This is a genomic window from Hydrogenobacter sp. T-8, assembly GCF_011006175.1.
Taxonomy (GTDB): Bacteria; Aquificota; Aquificia; order Aquificales; family Aquificaceae; genus Pampinifervens; species Pampinifervens florentissimum.
Genome location: NZ_CP048795.1, coordinates 1,598,956 through 1,615,202, shown reverse-complemented (window position 1 = coordinate 1,615,202; position 16,247 = coordinate 1,598,956). Strand labels below are relative to the sequence as shown.

The window sequence follows — 16,247 nt, the reverse complement described above, 5'->3', positions numbered from 1 at the left end:
TCAACTCCACACGGTGGATTAGCAACCTCAGCAGACTTCTTAAGTTCAGCCAAAATCTCCGTTTCAACTCCACACGGTGGATTAGCAACAACCATACCCGCCTACCTACGCAGAAAACCCAAGACATGGTTTCAACTCCACACGGTGGATTAGCAACCTCAACTCACCACATAAAGAATAATAAGACATATCAAACCTTTTGTCAAGGGGGCACCCCTCTCAAGTGAAGGTGGTTTGCCAAAAGTGTCAGGTCCTGCAAGGTTGAGTGTGGTATTGTCAAATTTAAACCCTTGAGAGACAGGGCTTTGAGGCATATGTCATCAAAACATCAAAGCATCACCGCATCTTTATGCCAAAGCATAAAAGCATAAAGGCATTAAAATATAACCTATGAAAGACAAGCCTCAGAAAAGGCAAAAATTTAGGAAAACCACCATCGCTTACCCTACTACCTTTGGAAAAGCCTACAAATAAGGAGCATAAAGGGAAAGACCGTCATAATGGAAGTTAACGAGGAAGGGCTTTTCAAACCTCTTTAGTCAATACTACCCCCTTGCTTTCAAAGAGCAAAACCCTATTCAATTGCCAAGATGCCACTGGGCTTTTAACCCAGAACTGCAGCTAGAGATTAGTATAACATATATACAAGTTATGAGAAAGTTTTTCACAGATGTTCCACAGGAGCTTTGGCGGAGCTATCATTGGCAGATACAAAACAGGATAAAAACTAAAGAGGAGCTAAAAAGGTATATAAGGCTTACGCCAGAGGAAGAAAGAGGCATAGACCAGACCACAGGCTTGTATCCTATGGCTATAACGCCCTATTACCTTTCTCTTATGGACCCCGAAGACCCACAAGACCCCATCAGGCTTCAGGCTATTCCAAGAGCGGTGGAAGTGGACGAAAGAGTTCAGTCTATGGGAGAGCCAGACCCCTTTAGAGAGGAAGGACACATTCCGGGTCTTACTCATAGGTATCCCGATAGGGTGCTTTTTACCTTGACTACCTTTTGTGCGGTTTACTGCAGGCACTGTATGAGGAAAAGGATTTTCCAAGAGGGAGAGCGGGCAAGGACAAGGGAAGAGATAGATAGGTTTTTAGAGTATGTAAGAAGGCACGAAGAAATAAGGGATGTGCTAATATCTGGTGGAGAGCCACTTTCTGTAAGTAATGAGAAGTTAGAGTATGTGCTTTCTAATCTACGGAAAATTCCACACGTGGAAATTATTAGGATTGGCACGAGGCTTCCCGTTCTTGCACCTCAAAGGTTCTTTGATGAGGAGCTTTTGCACATCCTTGAAAAATACTCGCCCATATGGATAAATACCCACTTTAATCATCCCAAAGAGATAACCCAAGAGTCCGCAGAGGCTGTGGAAAGGCTTCTTAGGCATAGAGTGCCAGTCAACAACCAAACTGTCCTGCTAAAGGGTATAAACGATGACCCACAGGTAATGTTAGAGCTTATGAGAGGTCTCCTTAGGATAAAGGTAAGACCCGTTTATCTTTTCCACTGCGACCCAGTCAAAGGTGCTTTGCACTTTAGGACAAGCCTTGAGAAGGGTCTTGAGATAATGGAGTATCTTAGAGGTAGGATTTCTGGAATGGGTATACCCACCTACGCAGTGGACTTGCCGGGAGGAAAGGGTAAAGTTCCCATAAGCCCTAATTACATATTGAGCGTTTCTGGAGACACATACACCTTCAAAAGCCCCTTAGATGGCATTGTGGAATATACCATAAGAGATGCGGAACTATATTAGAGCCCTTGTGCTTTCTTTCGTAGACGCCTTTAGAGAAAACCTTGGATATCATAGTGCGTCCCTCACCTATCAGTTTCTCACCGTCGTAGGTTCTGTGATAATGCTTCTTGGTTTTGTATCCATGTATTTGCCTTTTCTTGAGCCTTCAAGGGTTTATGAATATGTAAAGGACTATCTTCCTTCCTATGCGGAGCTAATTTTTGAGAAACTTCTCCCCGTGTATGAAAAAAGAGCTTCTGGCTCTCTCCTGTCTGTTGCCCTTGCCTATTACTTTGCACTGTCCTTTGCCAAAAGCCTAAACTTTTCCTTCTCTATGGTCTACAAGAAAAAGCCTTTGGAAAGTGAGTTAGCCTTTTGGGTCTTTATGCCCCTTGTCCTCATACTTTATGCTACCGCCTTGTCCTTTGGCTTAGCCCTTTTAGCCATAGCCAAGTCCTTTCTTGAGGGTATATACCAAAGGTTAACAGAACTTGCCAACTTTTTGCTTCTCCTTCTTCTGGTTAGCATGCTGTATTCTCTATACTTTCGCCCAAGAGGGTATACCTTTTTGGCTTCCGCCTTTGCTTCCTTATTGCTTTTCATACTCAACAAGGTCTTTTCTATAGTGGTCATAAAGCTGATAAGTGCAAGCCCGCTGTATAGTGTAATTGGCTCACCCCTTTTGTTTCTTGTTTGGCTGTATTATTCCTTCTTCTGCCTTCTTCTTGGTGCTTGTTTCCTAAGGAGATTAGACGAGCCTCTCCAGTAGGTTGTTAGCACCGTTGAGCTTCTGGTAAGCGGAGGACAAAACGTAGTATATCTGTTCGCCCTCTGCTATAGAGAGGTCATAAAGGGTTATGCTAAGGTCCTTTAGCACTTGGTAGAGGGTCGTGTATAGGCTTTCGTCCAACTTCTTTTCTGGGTTTGGTATCTCCTTGTAAGTTTTCATTATGTAATCACACATGCCCTTTATACTCTTGGCTATATTGAGTATCTCTGGGTCGTGAGCATAGAGTTGTAATACCTCTTGGTATCTTTCCTCTATTTCCTGAGCGGTGCTTTTAAAAAGCAGGTCTTCCAAGAAGAAAACTTCCTTCTCCATCTTTGACCCTCCTGTATAAATATGGTCTGTTGAGAGAAGATTTCAACTGAGATTTTTGTCAAGAAATAGGAGAATTTCCTCAAGGCTATTTGCCTGTGTTAGCCCCTCAATCTTGTGGGTTTTGTAGCCTATTATGGGTTTTTTGAGAATAAGAGCGTAGGCAATCTCAGAAAGCGTCCCCCAATTGCCACCTATTGCAACCACCACATCACCGCTTGCCACCACCAGAGGGTTTCTGTTCCAACTCATGCCAGTTCTTATCCTTATATCCACGTAAGGGTTTGCCTCTTCCCCTTCGTAAGAGGGCAGAATGCCTACGGTGAGACCTCCCTCTTCCTTAGCACCTTTACACACCGCCTCCATAACACCCCCACGCCCTCCACAAACCACCACAAAGCCTCTTTTTGCAATTTCTTTGCCAAGCCTGTATGCAAAAATGTATTCTTCCTCCTCTGGTTTTGCAGAAGAAGAGCCAATAACCGCCACTTGCTTCTTCATTTTGAGCCAAATATGGACTTTATTAAATCCAAAAAGGCAGGGTTTAGGAGCGTCAAACCAAGTATCACAAGCACTATGAGAACCTTAAGGTAAACCTCAAGCCTGTCTATCCTTCTCTCTAACTCAAGCCTCAGTGCCTTAAGCTCTCCATGAAACTCTTCTTTGGTTACCAACCCCTTTGTAAGCTCCTCCTTTATCTCCGCTTTGAGAATAGGCTTTTGCTCCTTGACCTTCTCTTCTATGGCTTTCAGGATTACTTCTAAAATCCTTGCCACCTTGTCCGCCTTCTCCCTGCCTAACTCTTCTTCAAGAATTTTGTAAACTTCGTAGCTCAGCATAGTGTTTTTAATTATATGCCTTTACACCTTGAGGCTCTAAAAGCTTTTTCAGATACTGTCCTGTGTAAGAGTTTGGGTTTTGTGCTATGTCCTCTGGAGTTCCCACCGCCACCACATAGCCTCCCCTTTCTCCTCCCTCTGGACCAAGGTCTATAACCCAATCCGCACACTTTATCACGTCAAGGTTATGCTCTATAACCACCACCGTGTTTCCTCTCTCCACAAGCCTTTGGAGTATATCTATTAGCTTTTTCACATCGTCCATATGTAGACCTGTGGTAGGTTCATCTAAGAGGTATAGGGTTTTTCCGCTTTCCTTTTTAGAGAGCTCTCTGGCAAGCTTTATCCTTTGGGCTTCGCCTCCAGAAAGGGTTGTGGCAGGCTGTCCCAGCCTTATGTATCCAAGTCCTATGTCCCTCAAAAGCTGGAGCTTTCTTCTGATGGTTGGCACATTTTCAAAGAACTCGTAGGCTTCGTCCACAGTCATATCAAGCACGTCAGCGATGTTTTTGCCCTTATAGAGAATATCCAAAGTCTCCCTGTTATACCTTTTACCCTTACATACATCGCATGGCACATAAACAGGTGGTAAAAAGTGCATTTCCACTTTTATCACCCCCTCTCCTTGACAGGCTTCACATCTGCCTCCCTTTACGTTAAAGGAAAACCTGCCGGCGTTGTAGCCTCTCGCCCTTGCCTCTGGTGTTTGGGCAAAGAGCTCTCGGATATAGTCAAAGACCTTGGTGTAGGTGGCAGGGTTGGACCTCGGAGTTCTTCCTATAGGCGATTGGTCTATGTTTATCACCTTGTCAAAGTGTTCAAGCCCTTCGATGCGGTCAAAGCCCTCCACCTCTGCGGTGTCACCATAAAAGACCGCCCTTGTGTATTCCCAGAGGATATCGTATAGTAGGGTGGACTTTCCACTGCCAGAGACTCCCGTTATACATACAAAGAGCCCCACAGGAATCTCTACAGTAATGTTCTTTAGGTTGTGCCTTTTTGCACCCACGAGCCTGAGCCACTTACCCTCTGGCTTTCTCCTCCTTGATGGCACCTCAATAGACAGCCTACCAGAGAGATAGGCACCTGTCAAAGACCGCTCGTCGGAGAACAGCTCTTCCACTGTGCCACAAAAGACCACCTCACCGCCCTTCTTACCAGCCCCCGGACCCATATCTATTACCCAGTCCGCACTTAGGATAGTCTCTGGGTCGTGTTCTACCACTATAACTGTGTTGCCCAAGTCCCTTAGGTCTTTCAGGGTCTTTATGAGCTTGTCCGTGTCCCGCGGGTGAAGTCCTATGGAAGGCTCATCCAAGACATACAGCACACCCGTGAGCTTTGAGCCTATTTGTGTTGCAAGCCTTATGCGTTGCATCTCTCCACCTGAGAGGGTGACCGCACTGCGTGCCAAGTCAAGGTAATCCAAGCCCACATTTATCAAAAAGCCCAACCTGTCGGATATCTCCTTTATGAGCCTCTCCGCCACAAGCAGGTCCCTGCCACCGAGCTTATGAATAAGTTGGTCAAAAAACTCCTTTGCCTGCCCTATGGGCATGCGAACCACATCCCATATGTTTCTGCCATCCACTAACACCGCAAGGGCTTCCTGCCTTAGCCTTGCACCACCACAATCTGGACAGGGCTTTTCCTTGATGAACTCCGATATTTCTTCTCTGAGCCTTTCAGATTCCTCCTCCAGAAAGCGTCTCTCAAGGTGTTTTACAATACCCTCAAAACTACCCCCCTCCACAGACCCACCATACAGAAGAAGGCTCTTCACGCTTTGGGGCAGTTCCCCAAAGGGCGTCCTTGGGTTGTACCCCAGCTTCCTTAGAATGTTCATTATGGGATATCGCAGGTAGTCAAAGAAAGAGGATTCTGTTATCCTAAAGGCGTCCACCGCCGGCTCCCTTTCATCCACCAAGAGCTTCACATTCACCTCCCATTTGACGCCAAGCCCCTTACAAACTGGGCAGGCACCGTAGGGAGAATTGAAGGAAAAAAGCCTTGGAGAAAGCTCAGGGATAGAAAAGCCATGGTCTGGGCAGGTAAGGTGTTCGCTGAAAAGCTCTTCCCTCTGGCTCTCCACATCCTCAACCTTTAAAAGCCCCTTTGAAAGCTCAAGGGATTTTTCCATGGCTGTCAATAGCCTTGCCCTCTCTTCCTCTTCCAAGGTTAGCCTGTCCACCACGAGGTCTATGTGGTGTTTTTTGTTTTTGTCAAGAGGTGGCACTTCCAGAATCCTCATGTATTCGCCGTCCACCTTAACCCTTGAAAAGCCCATGCGGTCAAGCTCCTTGAAAAGCTCTCTAAACTCGCCCTTTTTGCCCCTCACAAGCGGAGACAGAACCGCTATGCGTCTTCCTTTATATTTTTCCCAGACCTTTTCTAATATCTCATGTGCGGATAGCCCCTCTAAGAGCCTTCCACACTCAGGACAGTGAGGCTTTCCTATGTTTGCCCAAAGCACCCTCATGTAGTCGTAAATCTCCGTCACGGTCCCTACAGTAGACCGTGGGTTCTTTGAAGTGGTCTTCTGGTCTATGGCTATGGCGGGCGATAGCCCCTCTATTATGTCCACTTCTGGCTTTTCCATAATACCCAGAAACTGCCTCGCGTAAGAGGAAAGAGACTCCACATACCTTCTTTGACCCTCTGCGTAAATGGTGTCAAAAGCCAGAGAGGACTTGCCAGAGCCAGAGGGTCCGGTGATAACCACCAGCTTTTCCTTTGGAATGTCAAGATTTATGTTTTTGAGGTTGTGCTGACGGGCGCCTCTTATGATAATCTTGTCGTAAGCCATACCGTAAATCTAATATAATATAACCTTTAATGCCCAGACGCACAGACATAAGGAAAATACTCATCATAGGCTCAGGACCCATAGTAATTGGTCAGGCGGCGGAGTTTGACTATTCTGGCACTCAAGCATGCAAGGCTCTCTTGCAAGAGGGCTATGAGGTGGTGTTAGTCAATTCAAACCCAGCCACCATAATGACAGACCCCCAGTTCGCCCACAGAACCTACATAGAACCACTTACTGTGGAGGTGCTGGAGGAGATAATAAGTGTAGAAAGACCCGATGCCCTGCTTCCCACGCTGGGAGGTCAAACCGCCCTTAACCTTGCGGTAAAGCTTTACGAGGAAGGCATATTGGAGAAATACGGTGTGAGGCTCATAGGTGCTAGCTACCAAGCCATAAAGAAGGGAGAGGACAGAGACCTTTTTAGAAGGTCTATGGAGAAGATTGGGCTAAAGGTGCCCCCCAGCGTGGTTGTATCTACTCTGCAAGAGGCCCTTGAGAGGGTGAGAGAGGTGGGCTTTCCAGCCATACTGAGACCTGCCTTTACCTTGGGTGGCACCGGAGGCTCTATTGCCTACAACATGGAGGAGTTCAAGGAAAAGGTGGAGATTGCCCTAAAGACCTCTCCCATACATCAGGTACTAATAGATAAGTCCCTCATAGGCTGGAAGGAGTTTGAGTTTGAGGTCATAAGGGACTCAAGGGACAATGTGATAATTGTCTGTAGCATTGAAAACTTTGACCCCATGGGCGTGCATACGGGTGACTCTATCACCGTTGCACCCGCACAGACCCTTACAGACAAGGAATATCAAATACTTAGAGATGCCTGCATTGAGATAATGAGAGAGATAGGCGTAGACACAGGAGGCTCTAACATACAGTTTGCGGTAAGTCCAGAGGACGGAGACTTCTACGTGATAGAAATGAACCCAAGAGTTTCTCGCTCCTCTGCGCTTGCTTCTAAGGCAACGGGCTTCCCTATAGCAAAGGTTGCAGCAAAACTGGCGGTAGGCTATACCCTTGATGAGCTAAAGAACGATATTACACGCTTTACACCTGCCTCCTTTGAACCTTCCATAGACTATGTGGTTGTGAAAATTCCTCGCTTTGACTTTGCCAAGTTTCCAAGAACAGACAGAACCCTTGGCACAATGATGAAGTCCGTTGGGGAGGTTATGTCAATAGGAAGGACCTTCAAGGAAGCTCTCGGTAAAGCCATAAGGAGCCTTGAGCAAGACCTTTATGGACTTGCACTTCCAGACTACTCAATGCTGGAGGATGAGGAGATAAAGAGAGGTCTAAGAATACCTAATCCAAACAGACTTTGGTATATCTCTGGAGCTTTCAGAAAAGGCTATAGCGTGCAAGAAGTCTACGAACTTTCAAAGATAGACCCCTGGTTTCTGGAAAATATAAAGCAGATAGTGGAATTTGAAAAGGTTATAAAGGAAAAAGACTTGGACCCACAGACCCTAAGGCTTGCCAAAGAGATGGGTTATTCGGACTTAGAGATAGCAAAACTCAAAGACATGGAGGAGCACGAGATAAGAAACCTTAGGTATCAGTGGAACATAGTCCCAGCCTTTAAGGGCGTAGATACCTGTGCTGGAGAGTTTATCGCATACACACCATACTACTACTCAAGCTACGAAAGACCCTATTACACCCTTGAGGGTATGGAAATCCTTGATGAAGACTAAAGCTCAAGCTCCTCTGGATAAGGTTGGAGATAGGTTTGTGTGAGGAGATACTGGTTTTCAAACCTGTAGGCGTAGCTCTTTAGAAACTCCACGAGAAGTTTTCTTTCTACAGCTCCCTTTTTGTAGTCTCCCACCAACTTTAAAAAGTGCTCCCTCTCTGATGGCTTGAAGTTTCTTGAGAGATGTCCGAAGATGTGGAGTATTGCGTTGGTATGCTGACCCACAGAGGGCTTCCTCTTGAGGGCTTCTAAGAAAACCTTTTTGTATTCTTCAAGAGTTTCTCTTAGGTTTTCCTCTCTTGCCTGTGCGGTAAGTCTTCCAAGGGTCTTTAGCTTTGCCTGAGAGTATGCCATAAGAAGATACTTATACCTTTGGTGAAAGTCCATAAGGTCTTTTACCTTTTCTATCCTCTTGAAGCTTTCTCTGAGGTCTGCAATAGAAAAAAGCCTTGTGAGGAAATGCGTGCGTAGTTGTTTATCTCTTAACCTGCCTTCGTCTTCTACAGGTATGTCCTCAAATTTTTCTAAGACCCTCATGGCAAAAAGCCCCTTTCCCTTTGAATAAAACTCTCTTCCCTCTGGGTCTTTGTATACCTTTGTATTGGAAACCCCACAAGAGGGCGACTTGCTCTTTAGTATAAAGCCATCTACCTCTGAAAGTCCGCTTAAAAACTTCTCTGAAAAGCTCTCCATCCTTTCCGTTAGCTCAAGACCCGTTGCAGGTTGAGAAAGACCAAAGGCATGGTCTCTTTTATAGACTATTATCTTCTCTCTTGGAACACCAAGCCCTATGGCTATCTCTGGACAGACCTCTACGACTTCACAGTAAGGAAGAAGTTTAAGGACAAACTCATCCCTAACCTCTTGACCGTTGTAGCGAACAGGTTTTAGATTTAGACAGGCACTGACTACTACTCTTGGCTTTGGGAACTGCCTCACATAAAGCATTTTACAAAAAGCCCCCAAAGGGGGCAAGGCTTTACTTAGGCATTATGACAGTGTCTATCACGTGTATAACACCGTTGGAGGCTTCTATGTCTGTTTTTACTATGTTGGCATTGTCTATCCTAGCACCGCCTTTTAGGCTTATGGTAGCTTGTTGACCTTGAAGGGTCTACGTCAGAAAATATTCTGTTATCTTTTCTTGCCCTTGAGCCAAAGAGGTATTAGAAACTAATCACTGAAAGTATAGAAATTAATTTATAGATGTATATACTTGACACTTATAGAGGTTGACATTAAAATTTTAACCTGCTATGCAAAGTAGCATCAAAAGAAGTTTGCTCTTCTCTCTGGATTTTTCAAATACAGGAAAGTTAAGTTTTCTTGAAAACCTCTGGCAGGAATATCAAAAGGCTTGTCAATACTTTGTAGATGTAGGCTATGAAACTAAAACACTACCTTCCTATAAACATGTTAAAAGCTACCCATACCAAACTTGGTTAAGCAAGAGATATCTTGGTTGTGCTTTACAGCAGGCAAAAGCAATCCTTAAAAGCCTTTTCTCAAAACTCAAAAAAGGCAAAAATCCTCAAAAACCTTTGATAAAAAAGCCTGCCTTAAAACTTGACAGTAGGTTTTACAGGATTGAGAAAGGTAGAAACTCCTTTGACTTTTGGCTCTTCTTGAGAGACCCTCAGAACCAGAGATGGATTGCTTTACCTTTCAAAAGCTATGAGTATGCTAACAATTACTTCAGAGATTGGAAACTATGCTCTGATATAGAACTTTTGAAAAGAGATGGCAAGTGGTATATAAAGCTCATCTTTGAGAAAGAGGTCAAGTTAGAGAGCAAAAAGCCAAAGGGCATAGATATAGGATACAGGAAGTTAATCGCTACATCAGAAGGAGAAGTTTTTGGAAGGGAAGTCAAGGAAGTCATAGAAAAGAGGATAGAACCTAAAAAGCAAGGTTCAAGAAGGTGGAAAAGGGCGAAGCATTATTTGAAGACAGAGATAAACAGGATACTCAAGAAGGTGATAGATGGCAGTTTTTCTCCAGTGCTTGAAGGATTAAAGAATTTGAAGAAGGGTAAAAGTGGAGTATGGAGTAGGGTGGTAAACAGGAGGTTTAATCATTGGTTGTATGGATATGTTCTAAAGAGGATAAAGGAGCTATGTGAGGTAGTTGGCGTCCAATATCACATAGTTCCTTCAGCTTACACAAGCAGGGCTTGTCCTGAGTGTGGATATCAGGATAAGTTGAACCGTAATGGAGAATATTTCAAGTGCCTACGGTGTGGGTATGAGGAGGATGCGGACGTAGTAGGTGCAAGGAATGTTCTTATGCGGTTCACAAGGGAGCTTATAGTCCCCTTGCCTGCGAAACCTCGTCCTGTGGAATATTTTTCTATAGGATGAGGAACTATATCATCAAGTATGACTAAATTCATACAAACTTTGAAACAGCCCCTTTGTGCTTTTTTTCATACTCTTGGCGTCATCTTCCATTTTTAACCGTTTAACTATAGCACTATAATATTGCTCCGATAATTCAATAGTGATAAAGTGTCTACCTAATCTCTTAGCGACTACTGCGGTAGTCCCCGTGCCTCCAAAAGGGTCAAGCACTATATCTCCTGGATTTGAACTGGCTAATATAATCCTTTCCAGCAAAGCTGTAGGCATTTGGCATGGATGATTACCAACCCTCTCTTTGAAAGTCCCGCATATTCTTGGAAATGTCCAAACATCGTCCGGAATTCTACCTTTTGGATTTGCTCTCCTATCCTTGTATATAGTTTGCCTCGCAGATGGCACTCTTATTGCATCAGCGTTAAAAGTAAAGTGGGACTTATGTTTAGTATAGTATAGTATATGCGTATGAGAGCGAGTGAATTTTTTCTTCTGGTGTTGACCAAAGGTATAATACCATATTATCCAATTTCTCATATAAAGCCCAAGCCTTTTAAGTATAATAGCTAATTCTGCAGCAAATTCATCTCCTATAGCCACGTATATAGAGCCGTTTTTCTTTAAAAGTCTGTAGGCTTCTTTTAACCAACTTTCAGACCATTGAAGATATTCTTCATACTTAAGGTTATCTTTCCATTTATCGTATCTTACACCTATATTGAAAGGTGGGTCTGCAAATATTAGGTCTACGCATTCGTCGGGAAGCTGTTTCATTATCTCTATGCAGTCTCCGTGATAAACCTTGTCTAACTCTATCTTCATGTTAATCCTCCTACACGGAAAATTTCGCACGGTTTTATCTTAAACTGTAGTTTTGTCGGATCAGGTGTTCCTCCTTTTCTCTGCATAACTACCTTACCTATATACAGACTTCCCTTTGGTGAGATACTTACTTCACCACTACCAAATATATTTATCGCTAAATTTATGTTAGCTATCGCAAAACTCGTTTCATTTTTGAGTTTGTCATACTTAGCAACCATAAACCATCCTGCAGATAGTGAACCTCTCCCCTTTATAACATCACAAACAATAAGAACTTTATTCTCCCTAAAAAAGTTAACTATCTTATTCCTAATTTCCTCAGGCATTTCATCAAGAAATAACCTTCTCTTGTCTCTTTTGTTTAAACCCTTAGGTGGTTCTAATTCTCCTGTAAAGTACTTTAACCACGTAGTTATTTCTTCATCAAAGTTCCACATATTTCTATATTCCTCAACTTTTCTCTTATCCACTTGGTTATAATCTGCATCACTATTGGCTTTCTTAACAGAAATATTTTCCACAAAGTAGACACTTTTATATAACATTTCTATCCTAACTTGGACATCGCTTTTCTTATATTTGAGCTCTTCAAGGACTTTATTTTTATCAAGTCCGAATTTAACTACATCTTTTAATGATATTCTAACAGGCACAACCTCTGCATTCAATTCTTTGATAAATTTCGGGTCATATCCCATATACCTTAGCCACAACTGTGCATCAGTATCCCATTTGTAATTATTGAATTTCTCAGCTATAATTCTTTCGTTGGCAAAACCTCCCTTTGCAGTAGATGAACCTATAATAGACTTACTTAAACTGCCACCTCGCATTTCACCTGCCAAATATAAAATTATAAGCATGAAACTTTTCTTTGGTGGTAGTTTTGACCCAATACATATAGGTCATCTTTTAGTAGCAAGGGATACCCTTGAGCTTTTGGGCTTTGAAAAGGTAGTTTTTTTACCAGCTTATCAAGCACCTCTAAAAGAGCCACACAGGGCAAGTGCGAAGGACAGGTATAACATGGTGAGCCTTGCAACAGAGGGTTTTCAAGGCTTTGAGGTAAGCAGGATAGAAATAGAGAGGGGTGGAGTTTCTTACACGGTGGATACCGCAAGGGAATTACACAAAATTCTTGGACAAAAGCCTTATTTTCTCGTAGGAGCGGACAGCTTTTTGAGCCTTCACCTGTGGAAAAAGCCTAAGGAGCTTATTTCCCTTGCAGGTTTTGTGATAATAGACAGAGAGGGCAGGTGGCAGGAGGTTAAAGGCTACATAAGGGAGCATTTCCCAGAGCTTAAAGAAGGAAGGGATTTCCATCTTGTTTCAGTTAGACGAGTAGATGTATCCTCAACAGAGATAAGGCAAAGGCTAAAAGAAGGCAAAAGCGTAAAATGGCTCGTGCCAGAAAAGGTGGAGGAGTATATACTTTCAAGGGGTCTTTATAGATAAGCTATGCCACCCTTTCAATAGGCTTAAAGTTCTGTTCTTTTACAGTCCAACACTCTTTAAAGACCGCATAGGGGCATTTCTTCCTACAATACTCGTGGTCAAGCCTTTTGAAAAGCTCCACTATGGACTGACCCTTTGAGTCAAACACGTAGTCCACATCCATATGTTTGTCAAACTCCACGTTTTCAAGAAGGGGATAGACGGTGCATCCTATGTTGGCAAAGGCTGGCTCTATACCCATCGCCCTTATCCTATCCAGTAGCCTCACAAGCATCAAACTGCCTGAGGCATCCATGTAGTTGACCGCCTCAAGGTCAAGAAGGACAAACTTGAGGGTCTTTTTCCTTTCTTCCACCTTCTGAAGCACATACTCGTATACGTACTCTGCGTTGCCAAAGTATATGGACATGTTGGGTCTTACGTAGAGTATCTGCGGGCATTCAGGCAACTTCTCCCTTTCTGCGTTCACAAAGGTGGAAGACTGGGGATTTCTTGTGAGCAGGACTATCCTTGGATACATGGTCTTGTATACAAAGCTACCAAAGGCTATGAGCGTTCCCAGGGTTATGGCAACCCACAGGTCCATGAAAAAGACAGTGGCAAAGGTAACCCCTGCTACAACACCGTCCACAGGGTTTATCCTGTAGAGCTTTAATATCTCTTGGGGTCTTATAAGGTTTATAACCGCGGAGAGCACTATGGCTGAGAGGGTGGCTTTGGGCAGATAATAGAAGAAGGGTGCAAGAAAGAGCAGGGTAAGACCTACAGTTGAACCCGTTATGACGCTGGCTATGGGTGTTTTTGCACCAAGCTGAAAGTTAAGGGCGGACCTTGAAAAGGAGCCGCCTACGGGAAAACCCTTAAAGAGACCTGCCACTATGTTGGCGAGACCCTGACCTATAAGCTCCTGATTGGGGTCCCACTTGTCTCCTGCCTTTATGGCGAGCTGTTTGGCTATGGCAACAGCTTCCATAAGTCCAAAGGCGGATATAACAAGAGCACCCACCCAGAGTTGGGAAAAGGTCCTATAGTCTACAGAGGGCACCTCGAGGGAAGGCAAACCGCTGGGCACTTCTCCCACTATTGAAACGCCAAGGTTTTGAAGTCCCAGAAAGTAGGAGGCTATGGATGTTATAAAGACCGCCAAAAGGGCGCCGGGAATCAAGGGGCTTATCTTTTTTGAAAACCAAATTATGGCGTAGGCAACTATGCCCACCACGAGCGTATAGGGGTTTGTCTGGGAAAGCTTGCTTATTATGTCCGCAAGCACTTCGTATATATGGGTGCTCTGCGTTATTTTAAAGCCAAGAAGATGTCCCGCCTGACTGAGGGCTATCACAAGAGCACCGGCGCTGGTAAAACCCATTATTACGCTTGTGGATATAAGCTCCACCACAAAAGCCAGCTTTAGCACCCCCACAACCAACCTTATAAAGCCCACCATAAGGGCAAGCACGGAGGCGAGCATAACCCATCTTTCACTGGATGGTTCCGCAAGCCCATAGAGGGCTGAGCTTGTAAGAATGGCGGTCATGGCGACTGGACCCGTAGCCAGAAACCTTGAGCTTCCAAAGAGTGCAGCTACAATAACAGGAAGAAATGAGGCATACAGTCCGTATATGGGTGGCATGCCTGCCAAAAGGGCATAAGCCATAGATTGAGGCACAAGCACCGCAGCTACCGTAAGTCCAGCTATAAGGTCTCTGGTAAACTTATCCTTGTCATAATCCCTTAGCCATGGGAGAAAGGGTGCGAGGTCAAAGGTTATGTTTATTTTCATAGCTTTACCCTCTTTGCGTTAGCTTTCATTAGCTGAACCTCTTTTAAAGCACTGAGTAAGTCCATCCCCTCTGCGTATAGCTTGAGAGCCTCTTCCAGCTCCCTTTTACCCTCTACTTTGAAGAGCCTGTCCTCAATTATAGTCCTTAAACTCTTAGCCACAAGCTCCCTGCTTACTCCGAAGTTGTATTCAAGAAGATATGCAAGCTCAAGAATAGTGTAGTTGGAGAGGAAAATCTTACCCTTTTTTCTTTCTACCTCTTTAAAGTATCTCTCCAAAGCCTCTGAGGCTTCTCCCTTAGTTAGAAAATCTATAAGCTCCTGCGTGTCTATTGCATCCATTCGGGAGGAACTCCCACGTTGTCTCTTAACTGTCCATTACCAAAAATTATAAACTTCTCAATGGTTAGCTCCTCAAGAGCCATCGGACCTCTTGCATGAATTTTATCGGTGGATATACCCATCTCCGCACCAAGACCAAACTCGTTGCCATCTGTAAAGCGGGTGGAAGCGTTCACATAGACCGCTGCGGAGTCCACTTCCTTTATGAACTTCATGGCTTTTGTGTAGTTTTCCGTTATTATGGCATCTGAGTGCTTTGAACCATATTTTTCTATAAACTCTATGGCTTCTTCAAGGCTTTCTACCGTTTTAACTGCAAGTATAAGGTCAAGAAACTCCTCATAGTAGTCCTCTTCCGTGGCAGGGACTGCCTTTACATGAGAAAGCTCTGGTCTGGACTTTATCACCTCAAGGCTTTCTGGGTCGCACCTTAGCTCCACTCCTGCCTTTCCTAAGATATCCGCCATCTTTACCCAGAAGGTATTTAAGAGACTTTTGTGGATTATGAGGTTCTCCACCGCATTACAGACAGAGGGTCTTTGCACCTTTGCGTTGTAGACTATATGGTAAGCCTTTGTAAGGTCCGCCTCCTCATCCACATATATGTTGCAAACTCCCTTGTAATGCTTTATAACTGGCACCTTTGCCCTTTCTGCCACCGCCCTAATGAGGCTCTCACCGCCCCTTGGAATTGCCACGTCCACCTTGCCCTCCATACCCAGTATCTCCCACACTATCTCCCTCTCTGGTCTGTCTATAAATTGAACCGCCTCCTCTGGAAAACCCGTTTCTCTACAGGCTTGACGAAGCACCTCCACAAGAGCCCTGTTGGAGTTTATGGCTTCCTTTCCACCCCTTAAGATTACAGCGTTTGAAGATTTCATACACAAAGAGGCGGCTTCTATAGTGACGTTAGGTCTTGCCTCGTAGACAATAAAGATAACTCCAAGAGGAACACGCATTTTTCCCACCTGTAGACCATTAGGACGCGTCCACATACGCGTTATCTCTCCCACCGGGTCTGGTAAAGACGCCACATCCCTTAGAACCTTTGCCATACCCTCTATTCGTTTGTCATTGAGAAGTAGTCTGTCTATAAGAGCAGGTGAAAGCCCTTGAGATTTTGCGTATTCTATGTCCTTTTGGTTTTCTTCCTTTATAAAATCCCTTCTTTCTTGTAAAAGCTCTGCGGCTCTCAGGAGGGTTTTGTCCTTTATGTCTGTTTTTAGGGACATGAGCCTTCTGAGCGTGGAGCGGGCAAGCTCCACCCTTTCTTCCGCATAGGACCTCAGCTCCACCATGG

At 44.3% G+C, this 16,247-nt stretch carries 16 protein-coding genes and 1 CRISPR repeat array (1 of these 17 running past the window's edge); of the genes, 5 read left to right on the top strand and 11 right to left on the bottom strand.

Features of this window, described 5'->3' with window-relative positions; all coding sequences use genetic code 11:
* A CRISPR array of direct repeats spans window positions 1-157; the repeat unit is 29 nt; unit sequence GTTTCAACTCCACACGGTGGATTAGCAAC; it reaches 400 nt to the left of the window's first position.
* A 494-nt stretch (window positions 158-651) separates the two neighbouring features.
* On the top strand, window positions 652-1,764 hold the full coding sequence (locus G3M65_RS09335) for a KamA family radical SAM protein (protein ID WP_173834302.1): 1,113 nt from the start codon (window positions 652-654) through the stop codon (window positions 1,762-1,764).
* Window positions 1,748-2,512, top strand: a complete 765-nt coding sequence (locus G3M65_RS09330; RefSeq protein ID WP_173834301.1) for a YhjD/YihY/BrkB family envelope integrity protein — start codon at window positions 1,748-1,750, stop codon at window positions 2,510-2,512. The genes G3M65_RS09335 and G3M65_RS09330 overlap by 17 nt, the downstream gene beginning before the upstream one ends.
* Here the strand turns inward: G3M65_RS09330 and G3M65_RS09325 are convergent.
* The 4 genes from G3M65_RS09325 to uvrA are packed head-to-tail and all read right to left on the bottom strand — an operon-like array spanning window position 2,492 to window position 6,487.
* Window positions 2,492-2,845 (bottom strand): hypothetical protein, encoded by a 354-nt coding sequence (locus G3M65_RS09325; RefSeq protein ID WP_173834300.1) that lies wholly within the window; start codon window positions 2,843-2,845, stop codon window positions 2,492-2,494. The two genes, G3M65_RS09330 and G3M65_RS09325, sit on opposite strands and share 21 nt — an antisense overlap.
* 42 nt (window positions 2,846-2,887) lie before the next feature.
* Window positions 2,888-3,343, bottom strand: a complete 456-nt coding sequence (locus tag G3M65_RS09320; protein ID WP_173834299.1) for a TIGR00725 family protein — start codon at window positions 3,341-3,343, stop codon at window positions 2,888-2,890.
* Window positions 3,340-3,681 (bottom strand): hypothetical protein, encoded by a 342-nt coding sequence (locus tag G3M65_RS09315; RefSeq protein ID WP_173834298.1) that lies wholly within the window; start codon window positions 3,679-3,681, stop codon window positions 3,340-3,342. Before G3M65_RS09315 ends, G3M65_RS09320 begins: the two co-directional genes overlap by 4 nt.
* Window positions 3,682-3,688: 7 nt before the next feature.
* A complete protein-coding gene (uvrA, locus tag G3M65_RS09310) occupies window positions 3,689-6,487 on the bottom strand; it encodes an excinuclease ABC subunit UvrA (protein WP_173834297.1) in 2,799 nt (932 codons plus the stop codon).
* A 29-nt stretch (window positions 6,488-6,516) separates the two neighbouring features.
* On the opposite strand from uvrA, the gene carB reads away from it, so the two are divergent.
* The gene (gene carB, locus G3M65_RS09305) at window positions 6,517-8,190 is read left to right on the top strand and encodes a carbamoyl-phosphate synthase large subunit (RefSeq protein ID WP_173834296.1); all 1,674 of its coding nucleotides are present in this window, start codon (window positions 6,517-6,519) and stop codon (window positions 8,188-8,190) included.
* Here carB and G3M65_RS09300 read toward each other — a convergent pair.
* Together G3M65_RS09300 and G3M65_RS10705 are read right to left on the bottom strand one after the other, a co-directional pair.
* On the bottom strand, window positions 8,187-9,128 hold the full coding sequence (locus G3M65_RS09300; RefSeq protein ID WP_173834295.1) for a YbgA family protein: 942 nt from the start codon (window positions 9,126-9,128) through the stop codon (window positions 8,187-8,189). The two genes, carB and G3M65_RS09300, sit on opposite strands and share 4 nt — an antisense overlap.
* Before the next feature lie 40 nt (window positions 9,129-9,168).
* Window positions 9,169-9,255, bottom strand: a complete 87-nt coding sequence (locus G3M65_RS10705) for a fasciclin domain-containing protein (RefSeq protein WP_497707020.1) — start codon at window positions 9,253-9,255, stop codon at window positions 9,169-9,171.
* Between the two features lie 190 nt (window positions 9,256-9,445).
* Here G3M65_RS10705 and G3M65_RS09290 point away from each other — a divergent pair, with 190 nt between their 5' ends.
* The gene (locus G3M65_RS09290) at window positions 9,446-10,549 is read left to right on the top strand and encodes an RNA-guided endonuclease InsQ/TnpB family protein (protein WP_173834294.1); all 1,104 of its coding nucleotides are present in this window, start codon (window positions 9,446-9,448) and stop codon (window positions 10,547-10,549) included.
* A 12-nt stretch (window positions 10,550-10,561) separates the two neighbouring features.
* Here G3M65_RS09290 and G3M65_RS09285 read toward each other — a convergent pair whose 3' ends face one another.
* On the bottom strand, window positions 10,562-11,365 hold the full coding sequence (locus tag G3M65_RS09285; protein ID WP_173834293.1) for a DNA-methyltransferase: 804 nt from the start codon (window positions 11,363-11,365) through the stop codon (window positions 10,562-10,564).
* A complete protein-coding gene (locus G3M65_RS09280; protein WP_173834292.1) occupies window positions 11,362-12,213 on the bottom strand; it encodes a PDDEXK family nuclease in 852 nt (283 codons plus the stop codon). Before G3M65_RS09280 ends, G3M65_RS09285 begins: the two co-directional genes overlap by 4 nt.
* 16 nt (window positions 12,214-12,229) lie before the next feature.
* Between G3M65_RS09280 and nadD the strand changes: the two genes are divergently transcribed.
* A complete protein-coding gene (gene nadD, locus G3M65_RS09275) occupies window positions 12,230-12,823 on the top strand; it encodes a nicotinate-nucleotide adenylyltransferase (RefSeq protein ID WP_173834291.1) in 594 nt (197 codons plus the stop codon).
* A 1-nt stretch (window position 12,824) separates the two neighbouring features.
* On the opposite strand, the gene G3M65_RS09270 is transcribed toward nadD, so the two are convergent.
* Genes G3M65_RS09270 through G3M65_RS09260 form a run of 3 tightly spaced genes read right to left on the bottom strand, consistent with a single transcriptional unit; the run spans window position 12,825 to window position 16,236 of the window.
* Entirely contained in the window at window positions 12,825-14,603 is a 1,779-nt protein-coding gene (locus G3M65_RS09270; RefSeq protein ID WP_173834290.1) for a SulP family inorganic anion transporter, read from the bottom strand.
* Window positions 14,600-14,944, bottom strand: coding sequence for a hypothetical protein (locus tag G3M65_RS09265; RefSeq protein WP_173834289.1), 345 nt, complete (start codon window positions 14,942-14,944; stop codon window positions 14,600-14,602). The genes G3M65_RS09270 and G3M65_RS09265 overlap by 4 nt, the downstream gene beginning before the upstream one ends.
* Entirely contained in the window at window positions 14,932-16,236 is a 1,305-nt protein-coding gene (locus G3M65_RS09260; RefSeq protein ID WP_438616895.1) for a glutamate-5-semialdehyde dehydrogenase, read from the bottom strand. The genes G3M65_RS09265 and G3M65_RS09260 overlap by 13 nt, the downstream gene beginning before the upstream one ends.
* Window positions 16,237-16,247: the final 11 nt, after the last annotated feature.